General features: G+C 56.8%; 10 protein-coding genes and 2 tRNA genes. 5 read left to right on the top strand and 7 right to left on the bottom strand.

The window, feature by feature from the left end; translation table 11 throughout:
• Nucleotides 1–183 precede the first annotated feature (183 nt).
• The gene (locus FMN52_RS16825) at nt 184–3108 is read right to left on the bottom strand and encodes an insulinase family protein (RefSeq protein WP_148609700.1); all 2925 of its coding nucleotides are present in this window, start codon (nt 3106–3108) and stop codon (nt 184–186) included.
• 100 nt (nt 3109–3208) lie between these two features.
• Between FMN52_RS16825 and FMN52_RS16820 the strand changes: the two genes are divergently transcribed.
• The 3 genes from FMN52_RS16820 (at nt 3209) to FMN52_RS16810 (ending at nt 6252) form a co-directional block, all read left to right on the top strand.
• A complete protein-coding gene (locus tag FMN52_RS16820; protein ID WP_148609699.1) occupies nt 3209–3670 on the top strand; it encodes a hypothetical protein in 462 nt (153 codons plus the stop codon).
• A 115-nt stretch (nt 3671–3785) separates the two neighbouring features.
• On the top strand, nt 3786–5105 hold the full coding sequence (locus tag FMN52_RS16815) for a PEGA domain-containing protein (protein ID WP_148609698.1): 1320 nt from the start codon (nt 3786–3788) through the stop codon (nt 5103–5105).
• Between the two features lie 52 nt (nt 5106–5157).
• On the top strand, nt 5158–6252 hold the full coding sequence (locus tag FMN52_RS16810; protein WP_148609697.1) for a response regulator: 1095 nt from the start codon (nt 5158–5160) through the stop codon (nt 6250–6252).
• On the opposite strand, the gene FMN52_RS16805 is transcribed toward FMN52_RS16810, so the two are convergent.
• Nucleotides 6212–6829 carry a nucleotidyltransferase family protein gene (locus tag FMN52_RS16805; RefSeq protein WP_148609696.1) on the bottom strand — a complete coding sequence of 206 codons (618 nt, stop codon included), beginning with the start codon at nt 6827–6829 and terminating at the stop codon, nt 6212–6214. The two genes, FMN52_RS16810 and FMN52_RS16805, sit on opposite strands and share 41 nt — an antisense overlap.
• Nucleotides 6830–6988: 159 nt before the next feature.
• On the opposite strand from FMN52_RS16805, the gene FMN52_RS16800 reads away from it, so the two are divergent.
• Nucleotides 6989–7840 carry a 6-carboxytetrahydropterin synthase gene (locus FMN52_RS16800; protein WP_148609695.1) on the top strand — a complete coding sequence of 284 codons (852 nt, stop codon included), beginning with the start codon at nt 6989–6991 and terminating at the stop codon, nt 7838–7840.
• Between the two features lie 115 nt (nt 7841–7955).
• On the opposite strand, the gene FMN52_RS16795 is transcribed toward FMN52_RS16800, so the two are convergent.
• From FMN52_RS16795 to gltX, 3 genes are all read right to left on the bottom strand, one after another.
• A tRNA-Glu gene (locus FMN52_RS16795) sits at nt 7956–8031 on the bottom strand.
• Nucleotides 8032–8038: 7 nt separating this feature from the next.
• A tRNA-Ala gene (locus FMN52_RS16790) sits at nt 8039–8114 on the bottom strand.
• Nucleotides 8115–8227: 113 nt separating this feature from the next.
• Nucleotides 8228–9712, bottom strand: coding sequence for a glutamate--tRNA ligase (gene gltX / locus FMN52_RS16785; RefSeq protein WP_148609694.1), 1485 nt, complete (start codon nt 9710–9712; stop codon nt 8228–8230).
• A 186-nt stretch (nt 9713–9898) separates the two neighbouring features.
• Between gltX and FMN52_RS16780 the strand changes: the two genes are divergently transcribed.
• A complete protein-coding gene (locus tag FMN52_RS16780; RefSeq protein ID WP_148609693.1) occupies nt 9899–10870 on the top strand; it encodes a zinc ABC transporter substrate-binding protein in 972 nt (323 codons plus the stop codon).
• Here the strand turns inward: FMN52_RS16780 and FMN52_RS16775 are convergent.
• Entirely contained in the window at nt 10847–11755 is a 909-nt protein-coding gene (locus FMN52_RS16775) for an AEC family transporter (protein WP_148609692.1), read from the bottom strand. The genes FMN52_RS16780 and FMN52_RS16775 overlap by 24 nt on opposite strands.
• Before the next feature lie 280 nt (nt 11756–12035).
• A complete protein-coding gene (locus FMN52_RS16770; protein ID WP_148609691.1) occupies nt 12036–12722 on the bottom strand; it encodes a PEP-CTERM sorting domain-containing protein in 687 nt (228 codons plus the stop codon).
• Nucleotides 12723–12850 lie beyond the last annotated feature (128 nt).

The raw sequence follows: 12850 nt of genomic DNA, 5'->3' as shown, positions 1-12850 counted from the left end.
CAACCTGGTCCACCACCGCCAATTTAAAGGCCAGGGAATAATCCCTCTGACTCCTCCGCCTCTTCGTATTCATCACACCCTCCGTAATCTCAAGCAGGAAGGTGTAAACCTTATTCAGGACGGGTCACTCACACGAAAAAGGGGTCAGATGAAATGCTCATCTGCCCCCTTTCAGTATCAGCTTTACACTTCCTGAATCGTCAAGCCTAGCTTCTCGACCCTGGCCCGGTTTTCTGGACTGGTTACCACGGCCGTACTGGCTTTCTCCGGCACCAGCCAGATTCTCGCCACACGCTTCAGATCATCCAGTTTGACCGACAGCACACGCTCCCGGAACCTCGCCCGCTGTTCCGGGCTGCGGCCAAACAGCTTGTTGTGGAAGGCATGACGAGCCGCACCCGCCGGCGAACGGGGCCTGTCGAGTTGGCCGATAACACCAAGAATCGACTCTTCCAGCTCCTGATAGTCGTGGTCGTTATCCTGCAGCCACGCCAGGGCCGCGTCGAAATCATCCAGCGTTTCCTCCAGGCGCGGATCCCGGTAGGAAAAGAATCGGAAGGTGCCATTCACGCTGTCCTGTCCGGCACCGCCACCGTAGGCACCGCCCTTTTCACGGATGGCACGGTGCAGGTAACCGTTGCGCAGGAAGCCCCCCAGTACAGTGAGTGCCGCCGCATCCGGATGATCCACAGCGACAGTACTGTAGGCTTTGGAACAGAAGTTCACCTGGGTGGAGGTCAACCAGGCCTCACGGGTCGTGTAGTTGACCGGCTCCATTTTCCAGCCCGAGACACCAGCTTCGGAGGCGTCACGCCAGCAGGACTTAAGATCGTCAACCATCGCCGGGAGCTGGTCTTCTTCGCCAATCACCAGGAACTCGCGGCCCTGTTTGCCAATCTTCTCGTGCAATGCGGAAAGCTTGTCGCACAGCGCCGTCAATTCCTCCGGATCTTTCAGGGCCTGGTCCAGCTGCTTGGTGCCGCGAATACCGGCAAGACCACCAAGCCGGAAAGACAGCCAGGCTCCGGGGCTCATACCCTGGGAGGCCGCGCCCATGGCCAGGGCATGACCACTGCCGGTTACGGCCTGCTCGCGACGGGCACGGATCTGGGCGATGATCTCCCGGATTCGCTCTTTCTCATCAAAGCGGGCACTCGTGTAGACATCCCGCAGAAGACGGGTTAATTCACTGCGATTACGGGCCAGCGCCTTACCGTTGAAGATGATGTATCCGGACAACGCCTGAACGTCATCAATACGGCCTTTGGCACTGAATGCCGCGCCGATACCACCGGATTCCGCCGAGATGCGGTCCTGCATCTGCAGGTAATCCAGCTCACCACAGCCGACTTCGGAGATCAGGGTGGTGTAATAAGGCACCAACAGCAGCTCCTCTTCGGTCAGCGCCGGCACCGGGACAACAATCTGTTCGTAAACCAGACCATTGGTACCACGGGCATAAACGGTCGCCGAAATATCGCCGTCATAACGCCCTTCAGGCTCAGGCATCTGCAGCGGCACATCCGACAGATCCACTTTCGGCAGAATCGAGTCGTCATCCTTGTGCATCTGGCGCTCTTCCAGTGCCTTGGCCCGGTCAACAATCATGCGTACTTCTTCTTCGGTGAGCTCGGCCTTGCGACGAGCCAGCGCTTCACGGATCGCCTCCTGCCGGCGTGACTCAAGCTTTTCGTCCGGTCGCAGGGTCAGCGTAACCCGGTGAGGGTTCTCCAGAAGCTTGCGGCGGATCAGATCCGGCACGTACTGCGGATCCCGGATTTTTTCCCGAAGCGTTGCCAGAACCGGCTCCAGATCGAGCAATTCAACAGGGTCCCCACCGTGCACCATGGGCGCGATGGCACTCATGATAAGCTGCAGGCCATAGGGGAACTGGTCACCGGCGATTTCCCGCTGGTGCAGTTCGAGCTGATGCAGGATGGCTTCCAGACGTTCCTGGCTAACACCTTCCTCCACGACCTTCAGCAGCGTGGACTCAAGCAGCGCCTCCAGATCCTTGTGCTTGTCCGGCTCGCTGCCCTCGATGCCGCAGACAAAGGTCATCTCACGGTTGGAGTCTTCCAGGCCACACATGGGTGACGGAGAGTGCCCAAGACCGGTGGTTTCCAATGCCCGCATCAGAGGCGAGGCGCTGTTTTCAAGCAGAACGGCAGACAACAGCTGCCCCTCCAGATTCTCCTGCAGATCAAAACTGTGGCCCAGAAGCCAGCCCACCACGATGTGGGTCTTGTTGTCGGTACCCTCACCTTCGTTGACCGCGTAGCCCTGCTCGACCCGCACCGGTGCGAACATCCGCTTCTCGTCGCGAACCGGGAGATCAATGTCCAGCCGGTCGAACCGTTTCAGCGCCAGTTGTTCAAACTTTTCATGGTGCTCATGAGCCGGAATATCCCCATAGGTAGCAAATATCGCATTGCTGGGATGGTAGTGGTGGCTGTAGAACTGCTGCAGGTCGTCATAGCTCAGGTCGACAATATGATCAGGCTCACCGCCACTGTTGTAGTGATAGGTCGTGGTCGGGAAAAGATGGCTGCTCAGGTTCTGCCATAGCTGGGAAGTGGGCGAACTCATGGCGCCTTTCATTTCGTTGTAGACAACGCCCCGATAAACCAGATCGGTCGAGGGATCTTCCGGCTTGTCGAACTCCAGGCGGTGGCCTTCCTGGGCGAAATCCAGCGGATCCAGCTTGGAGAAGAACACGCAGTCCAGATACACCGACAACAGGTTGTCGAAATCTTTTCGGTTCATGCTGGCGAAGGGATAGGCCGTCCAGTCGCTGCTGGTAAAGGCGTTCATGAAAGTGTTCAGTGACCGCCGGATCATCATGAAGAACGGGTCACGGACCGGATAACGCTCACTGCCGCATAATGCAGTGTGTTCGAGAATATGGGCCACGCCGGTGGAATCCATCGGAAAGGTCCGAAGGGCAACGAAAAATACATTCTCGTCGTTATCTGCAGCCAGATGCAGGTGCCGGGCGCCGGTCTTCTTGTGGCGATACTCCTCAACCTCGAGATTGAGGGTGTCGATCCGGTGACTGCGAAGCTTCTCAAAGGCCGGATGGGTTGCGTTGTCGATCACTGCAGCCATTCAAACTATCCTGTCTTTAAACAATTGGAGAATTGTAGGGTAACACGTAGTATCGATTATCATGCATCACTCCCGTAGCCATAAGGTACTCCACCCGTCCATGACAACACCCGCACCTCAATCAAAGGCTGTTGACGCCCCGGAAGTAGCCGCCTATTGGGCAGAACGTCGCCATTATCTCGACCGGATCCGTAAAGTCCCGGAAATCAGACAGCGTTTCTGGCGGGAAGTTGCCATTTACCTGCTTCGCCGATTGCTCTGGTCCTTTGGATTCTTCCCGCTCTTTATCGCCTTCTGGGTCCCCTTTGTAATGGCCAGCTTCAACCCGGTTGTACTGGCTTCGGACTTGATTCCTCTGTTGCAGGATTTCGTCAATGCCAACCCGGAAGTGCAAGCCACCACCATGAGTACGTTAGTGATTGCCTGGGCCTCTATCGGTTTTTTCTTTCTGGTCTTCGATTTCGTGCTCACCCCTTTTAAATCGCCCTATGAATACGAAGCCGATGTGTACATGAGATCATGGGAGCAACTCAACCATGACCAGCTTCCGGATAAAGTGTGATTTGGCCTGCATTCTCGGTAACTCCCTGACACTTTCTGTTACATAGCGTTGCACTCACTGGGTAAGATGAAGCGGTAGACAGAATTCCAAGAATGCAGGATCAAGAGGTTCCGTCATGGTCGATTTCAGACCGCTTCTATTCGTCAATGCCCTGGCGCTTATGCTGCTGGTTACCGCCGGGTTCGCATCGGTCAGGGATGACCTGGAAATAACGGAAACCTTCGAAGCACCCGCCATTGAACAGGTTGTTGCCTCCGGCCCTGATGAACCCGAAACCAGCGCGGCCCCCGAACCTGCTCCCACGCCATCCGCCAAAGCCGAATCGCCCGATCCGGATTCCCGCTCGCCCGCGGTTGATACCACTCCGTTTACCGTGCCACCCATGCCTAAGAACCCAAAGGTACTGGCGGTGGCTGAACCGCCAGCCGCAATGGCAACCCGAACAGTCACTGCGCCGACAACTCAGGAAGAACCCGCAAAACAACCGAAGTCGCAGCAGCCAACTCAGGCTCTTCTGGTGCTTCGCTCAAACGTTGTCGGCGATCAGGTCACCATCAACGGCAAGGAATATGGTGCTACCCGGCTCGATCTCGAGCTGGATCCGGGCCGATACGATGTCACCATCAGCAAGCCCGGTTTCAAACCCTGGAACCGCACCGTTGCCCTGGAGGCCGGTAACGAGATGACGCTGGTGGGCAGGCTGGCCGCCATCACCACGGTGAACTTCCATGACGGCAACTGGATCGGTGGCGTGAAGACCGGTGATGGCACCTATCAGGATGCCGATGGCCTGCGCTACGAGGGTCACTTCGTGGACGGCAAATTCCATGGCCAGGGCACCGCCTGGTATCCCGATGGCAGCCGTTATGAGGGTGACTGGTCTGCCGGTAAACGCGAGGGCGAAGCTGAATGGCGCAGCGCTGACGGCTCCCGCTACTCCGGAGAATTCCGGGCCGACCAGTTCAATGGCAAGGGCACCCTGACACTGGCAAACGGAGACATACTGACCGGGCACTGGCAGGACGGACAGCTGAATGGCCACGGCTCCCTGACCACCGCGGACGGAATGCTCTATGTCGGCGGCTTCCGGAACGACGAATTCCATGGCAGCGGCACACTGACCTACCCCGACGGTCGCCACTATGAAGGCGAATTTTCCAACGGCGCGTTCCACGGCACCGGGGCCGAGGTCTTTGCCAGTGGCAAGAAATATGAAGGCCAGTACATCGAAGGGAAGTTCCATGGCAAGGGGTTGCTCAAGAACCCCAATGGCAGTTCGATCGAAGCCACTTTCCGTCACGGCGAGCCTTACGGACAGGTTCGCCTGACCACGGCGGCAGGGGAAATTTTCACTGCCCGAACCACTGAACCCGGTGTCTGTTATCGGGACAAGAGCTACCGGGCCACAGAATGCCCGAAACTGGAAGGCTGGTAATCACAACGGCCCGATAACAAACGCGTTTGCAGTAAACGATTGAGGTAGTGACATGGCGATCAAAAACGCTCTGCTGGTAGATGACTCCAAGGTGGCACGATTTGCCCTGAGCAAACTGCTGGAGAGTCGGGACATGGAAGTCAACATGGCTGGCTCGGCCGAAGAGGCCCTGGACTTCCTCAACAGCCATGGCCGCCCGGATGTCATCTTCATGGACCACCTGATGCCGGGCATGAATGGCGTCGAGGCCACCAAGGCCATCAAGGGCAATCCCGAGACGGCAGGCATCCCCATCATCATGTGCACATCCAAGAAATCGTCATCGTTCATGGAGGAGGCGAGGAACTTTGGCGTTTACAACATCCTGACCAAACCGCCGCAAACCGACGGACTCAAGGAGGTTCTGGACCAGCTGGCCAGTGATGTCACCGGCGGTACCTTGCCGGAACCGCCCGCTGAATCTGCGCCCTCCTCCACGAACGAGGAAGAACTGCTCAACGTTCCCGCAGATGCCTCGGTGGAACTGTCGCCCAAGACGGGCGATTCAGCCGCTCGTGGCAACCCACATGCGAATGTGGTTCCTTTGACCAGCGAACTCATTGAACAGATTGCTCGCTCCGCGGTCAAAACCCATATCAACAACCGCCTGCACGAACTGCTCAGCTCCCTCTTCGACGAACAGTTCGACCACCTGAAACGGGCTCTGGACGAATCCCGCAGCAAACAGGACGCGGTTATCGAGGAACGCCTGAACGCCATTACCGATATGGTCGACGAGCGCACCAGGAATCTTCGCGACGAAGTTGCCGCCGAGGTCAACCTGAACCTCGGCAGCGAGCTTGCCGTGCTCAGGAAGGAGCTTAAGAAGAATTCCGGATTCACCAGCGAACACATGGCTGAGCTCAAGGATCACATCACCAGTGTTCAGACGATTGATACGGAATTCTGGCAGACCCTGCAATCCGAGGCCATTCAGCAGGCCCACGAGATTTCCCGGGAAACGGCAGAGGACATTGCCCAACGGACAATCGACCTGTTTGTTGCCCAGCAGCGTTCAGCGGCGTCAAGGATCTACACCATTGGTCTTGCCGTAAGCCTCGGCATCTTCAGCGTCGGGATTGCCTGGCTGTCGGGCCTGTTCGGCTGAGCAACGCCCTGATTCTGTGCCAGTCTGCCGGGGTGTCGACATCGTCGTGGACCCCCGGAATATCTACCCGGGTTGCCCGCACCTCGGCCAGCAAACGCCCGGCGCCCCGGTCTCCCTCCAGCTCCAATACCAACGGCCAGAGCCATCGTGGCAGGTAGGCCGGCACACCCGGCCGACCACCGTAATCCGCCGCAATGGGTTGTTCCGGAACGCATCGAGCCGCTTTGCCAAAGGCCTCAAGCGCGTTCAGATCCAGTAAAGGCTGGTCGGCCACCAGTACAAAAACGCCTTTCACCGCTGGCCCAAGGCTTCGAAGTCCCGCAGACAACGACGCCGACATTCCCTCATGCCAGTCCCCTGCCCTCAGCCATGCCGACGGCTGACGCCGGCAGCGAAACCGGATCAAGGGGTACCAGGCCCCGCACACTACCCGGACATCCGGACTCAGAACACGACCTTGACCAATGGCAGCGTCCAGAAGCGTGTGGTTGCGGGAATCCGTCTCCGCCCGGTTGCCAGACACCACGGGCAACAGGGCTTTAGGCCGGCCAAGGCGACTGGAAGCACCGGCAGCCAGTATCAGTACCGGGAATTGCTGATCGTTGCGCTTGTCGAAGTTTAAGATGATGAGCTATATCCGAAAAGAAATGGAGCGCTGGCCAGCCGCCAGACTGCTGTATTCGATGATTTTTGCTAGAATTCGGCCATCAATCAACCATACCCGCCTGGAAATTTGATGAACCATCTGTTTGTAGACAACCTGACCGTTATCGATTTCGCCTACCTGGACCCGACCCGGGGGCTGGTGGGTGAAAGCTGGATTGCGGATGTGGTGCTCGGCGGGGAGCTGGACGAACAGGGAATGGTGTTCGACTTCAGCAACGTGAAACGCACCATCAAACGGGTGATTGATGAGCGTGTTGACCATCGACTGGTGATCCCCCGTGGCTACCAGGGACTGTCCTGGAACGAGGAACAACCAGACACCTTTACCTGGGCGCTGACGGACGGCAGCCAGATCATTCACCGCTCGCCGGACGAGGCCATCGTCTGGTTGTCCGCCGACCGGGTTGTGCCTTCGGCCGTTGCCTCGCTGCTGGAACAGGAAATCAAGGCGGTACTTCCGGCCAACGTGATTTCCGTGGAGATCAATCTCCGGGAGGAAGAAATCGACGGCGCCTACTATCACTATGTGCACGGCCTTAAGAAGCATCTGGGCAACTGCCAGCGCATTGCCCACGGCCATCGATCACCGATTCGTATTAATCGGAACGGGCACCGCGATTACGACCTGGAACGCCGCTGGGCGAATCTCTGGCGGGATATTTACGTGGGGTCCGAGGAAGATGTGGTGCGGCGCCATGTGGGCGACGATGGCGTTCGGTACGTGACCTTCGAATACGAGGCCAATCAGGGCGAATTTGCACTGACCCTGCCAGAGGAGCGCGTATACATGCTGGATACCGACACCACGGTTGAGCTGATTGCGGCCCACATGGCCGACAAGCTCAAGGTGGAGTTTGCGACAGACACTATCCGGGTGAAGGCTTATGAAGGTGTTGGCAAAGGAGCCATTGCCGAGCGCTGATTGAATGTGGGGTCAGATAAGATTTTATCTGACCCCACATTCTTCAGACACAAAAAAACCGCCCGAAGGCGGTTTTTTTGATGGCTTCCCGGTGGACTAAACCGTCAAGCCGTATTGGCGTCCCCTAGGGGGTTCGAACCCCTGTTGCCGCCGTGAAAGGGCGGAGTCCTAGGCCACTAGACGAAGGGGACTAGAAATTGGTGGAGCCAGGCGGGATCGAACCGCCGACCTCAACACTGCCAGTGTTGCGCTCTCCCAGCTGAGCTATGGCCCCTCAACGGCTGCGTATATTAAGGATCCGCCCTGTGGGCGTCAACCTCTGAAACACACTTTTTTTCAGTTTTCTGAACATCCTTGTTCAAGCCGTTTATTAATTCACCAAAGCGGTTAATGAATACCCAGAGCCGCGTATTCCTTTTCCACCTTCTTGGTTTCCTTCTTGGAGAAACCTCCCATCACTTCCAGCGCATGCCGAAGCCGTGAACGGGTCATGTCCGGGCCAAGCAGTGCCATCGAGTCCATGACAGACCAGGAATTCGGCGTGCCGGCAACCGCGACAAAGATGGAGAACATAAAGTCTCCCATCTTCAGGTCCATGGCTTTGGCCAGGGCCTTGATGTCCGCGAAAATAGTCTCCTTGCTCCAATGGCGCTGGGCTTCAAGCTTCCACAGCGTAAACTGCAGAACCCGCTTTATCTGGGCCTCATCGAGCTTGTTGTGGGCAAAGTCCTCCGGCTTCAGGTTGAGCATGCCAGAGAACATGAACTGCGCCATGGGCGCCACATCCGAGAACACCTCTGCCCTGCCCTTGATGTGAGGCACCAGAGCACGCAGGGCGTCTTCGTTGAACCACCACTGACGCATACGCTCCATGAACTGCTCTTCAGTCAGCTCTTCACGCAGCCACTGGCCGTTGAGCCAGCGAAGCTTCTCCACATCAAATACCGGGCCACCGAGAGACACACGCTGAATGTCAAAGTTCTCGATCATCTCATCCAGGGTGAACTTTTCCCGCTCGTCGGGCATGGACCAGCCCATGCGCCCGAGGTAGTTGGTAACGGCCTCCGGCAGAAAGCCCATGCGCTCATAGAAATTGATGCTGGTCGGGTTCTTGCGCTTGGACAGCTTGCTCTTGTCAGGGTTGCGCAACAGCGGAAGATGACAGAGCACCGGCATATCCCAGCCAAAGTACTGGTAAAGCAGTTTGTGCTTCGGCGCCGAGTTTATCCACTCCTCGCCCCGCAGAACGTGGGTGATTTCCATCAGGTGATCATCAACCACGTTGGCCAGATGATAGGTAGGCATGCCGTCGGACTTGAGCAGAATCTGGCAATCCACCTGGGCCCAGTCGATCTCAATGGTACCCCGGAGCAAGTCGTCGATCTCGCAAACCCCCTCGTCTGGCACTTTCATACGAATCACGTACGGCTCGCCCGCATCGAGACGACGCTTCACTTCCTCATCGGACAACTCCAGGTTGCCCTTGATGCCCGGGTTCAGGCCCTGGGCCTTGCGTTCTTCCCGAATGGCTTCCAGCTCTTCCGGAGTACGAAAGCAGTAAAAGGCGTGCCCGGCCGTCACCAGGTCCTCGGCATACTGGCGGTAGGAGTGCTTGCGCTCGGACTGGCGATAGGGACCGTGGGGGCCACCTACATCGGGCCCTTCATCCCAGTTCAGACCGAGCCAGCGTAACGCCTTGAGAATGTCCTGCTCGGATTCCGCGGTGCTGCGGGCCTGATCAGTGTCCTCAATCCGCAGAATGAACTGACCGCCATGCTGACGGGCAAAACACAGGTTAAACAGGGCCACGTAGGCGGTACCAACGTGAGGATCTCCAGTGGGTGACGGAGCAATTCGGGTACGTACAGTCATGAAACCTTCCTGAAAAATCGGTGGCCGTTTGATAAAGCGGGCATTATACCGGCCATCGCCAGGTTTCGCATGATCAGGAGATTAACGAGCACACCACAAAGCGCCCGTGGAAAGTTTCTTTTGCCGACACCCCGCCAATTTGTTATATTATAACATTACACATTGCATCGCAGGATCTCATTTATCATGCGCGTTCCCGGAAAAGCACTCTCTTTGGCTCTCGGTGCCGGCACCCTTTTGATCAGCGGCGCTTTGCAGGCCGAGACCCGTATTGTTACCTCCATCAAACCGGTTGAGCTGATTGTCAACGCGCTCACCACGGACGACATGCAGGCAACGAGCCTCGTCCCACCCGGCTCCAGCCCCCACAACTACACCATGAAGCCATCCCAGCGTCGGGCCCTTGAGAACGCCGACGTCATTTTCTGGGTAGGGCCCGACATGGAAACCTTCCTCAACCGTCTTCTGGCGGGGCAGGAATTCAGTGGCCGAACGGTCGCTCTTATGGATGCTGAGCACGAACCCGGAGAACAGCCGCACGATGAACACGCGGACGACCATCATGGGCATGCTCCTGAGGAAGAGGAGCACCACAACGAAGGAGACGGACACGGCCATGATCACGGTGACGGCGAGGACCCGCACATCTGGCTGGATCCCGAGTTGGCCATCCAGATGGCCGAGACCATCCGCGATGCCCTCTCGGAACTGGACGGCGTTGACGCTGCCGCATTGAACGATAATTTCGAACAGTTCAAAGTGAGCGTTCGAGAAACAGATGCCAACATTCGCGACCGTCTTGCGCCGGCACACGAAATTAGCCTGTTTGCCTATCACAACGCCTTTACCCGGTTTGCCGAACACTATGACCTGAAACTCGAGGGCGTTCTTACGCTGAACCCGGAACTGTCGCCGGGAGCGCGCCATATCGCAGAGGTTCAGGGGAAGTTGCGCAATGCCAACCACCCCTGCCTGCTGACCGAACCACAGTTCAACCGCCAGTGGTGGCGCTCGATCACAGAGAACCTGGACGTTACCTTCAGCACCTGGGATCCCCTAGCCACAGATATCGAAACAACGCCGGACGGTTACAACAACTTCCAGCAGAGCATTGCGGACGCGGTACTCAAGTGCCTACCAGAGGATACTGAGCATTAACGGAATGGTTAGGATGGCCAGCAAGGTCTGGCCACTGATGATGCCCGCCATCAAGGGGGCATCACCACCAAGCTGCCGGGCCAGAATATAAGCAGAGGTGGCGGTAGGAAGCGCCGCCAGCAGAACCGCCACCTGCACCATCATTCCCTCAAGGCCCAGCAACAGTGCCAGCCCAGCGGTCATCATCGGAAACCCAACCAGCTTTAGCGCGGACGAAACAATAAACGGCAGGGAAGCGCCTCTGAGGGCTTTCAGCTGAAGCCCCGCACCGACCGTCATCAGCCCCATCGGCAACGCCAGATTGCTGAGAGGCTCGAGAATACCGCCGATCAGCGGATGAAACCCGATCTCGAAGAAACTCCAGACTACCCCAATCACCGAGCCAACGATCAGGGGATTGGTCACAACCGCCTTGAACACCGGTACTAACCGCACCGGCCCTTCCGTGGCCACCAGAGAAAACATCAGTATGCAAAGCAGGTTCAGCAACGGGACCATGATGGCCACTGCAATCGCCGTCAGCGACAGGCCCTGATCCCCCAACAGCATGCCGCCAGCGGCGAGCCCCACATAAGAGTTGAAACGAATAGCTCCCTGGTAAACCGAGGAGAATACCGGACCAGGCCAATGCCAGAACCATTGTGCAAACGCCAGGACCAGCGTCATCGCGATCAGCATGGCGCCGATCAACAAGGCAATATCGCCATAGGCGGACGCTGGCAACCGAGCCTGCCCGAGCTTGAACACGAGCATGGCCGGAAACAGCACGTAGTAGGTAAACCGCTCCGCGCGGGGCCAGAAATCGCCCCCCGGAAAGTCAATACGGCGAAACACATGCCCGAGCATGATCAGGACAAATACCGGTAACAGAGCCTGTACCGCCATTAACCCCTCACAACTCGCGTCTTAAACTGAAGTAAAGCTTGGGAGAAACAGATTAGTGGCATTGCGGCACCATACCTCGATATGTTTTGACTCGCAGCATATCAAGGTTTCTAACTAACTAAAGCCTCAGGCCCAATTCCACGGTTCGATGGAGACAGACAATTGTATCGAGAAATGAGCTGCTCCAAGCAAATCAGATTCTTTGGGAGCAGCTCGATACTGCGGTCAATTTTGATTCAACCTCTTAGCTTGATCCATCAACGGAAAGCCACCCTGCTCATTAGACCGAGTTGCCAGATTTCCTCCTTCGAGTGGCCCCCAGCCCCAAGAGCCCTAGACCAAGTAGAGCAATAGAACCTGGCTCCGGCACACTGACAGGGTCGCCTGGATTGTTTTCGGATCGCCCAAATCGAAGATCATCAAACCCGAGAATATCACTGGTCGCGTTAAAGGTGACACTCGAAATCAGTTGCCCGAAATCAATAAAGCCAACAAAGGCTCCACCGCCACCGATCGCAGTCGGGAAGTTGATAGTTTGAGTTGCGGAAGACCCATCAACATACTCAATAGTTTGCTGAGGCACTAGGTCGGTCTGCAAGCCATTAACATAAAAACCAAATGCATCGACAGGATCTGCGAAGCTGAAAGTAACCGAACCACCAAAGACCTCACGATGGAAGGCTCCCCCAACTGTCGTATTAAAGCCACAAAGAGCCCCGCAGGAGGATCCGTTTCGTGTGGTTCCTCCTGTAATCGTAAGATTGGCTGGCACCGGCGATTCGAAATCGAAGACGTTCAAATTACCAGCCACAGAGAGAAAATCACTTGCCGCCGCCTGGGAATTCACCATGTCGGCAAGCGAAGCGACGCTGTCATCTGTACCAAGGTAAGTGACGGGGACCGCATTGGCGGATAGACCCACCATGGATAGTGACAAAGTTGCGATTAGCTTTAGTTTCATTTTCATGTTGTCTCTCCATTAAAATCGAGCCGTTTTAAAGGCCAAACACACTGTCACCATATTCCCTGGCGGTGCTGTGAAGACCTTAACCACTAGTGAGCAATACTCGAACCGGCTAGCGCTTTTATTTGTTC

Origin of the sequence: Marinobacter sp. BW6, assembly GCF_008107725.1 — a bacterium.
GTDB lineage: Bacteria > Pseudomonadota > Gammaproteobacteria > Pseudomonadales > Oleiphilaceae > Marinobacter.
Note: the sequence above shows the minus strand (reverse complement) of the source record. Positions and strands in the feature narration are given on the sequence as shown.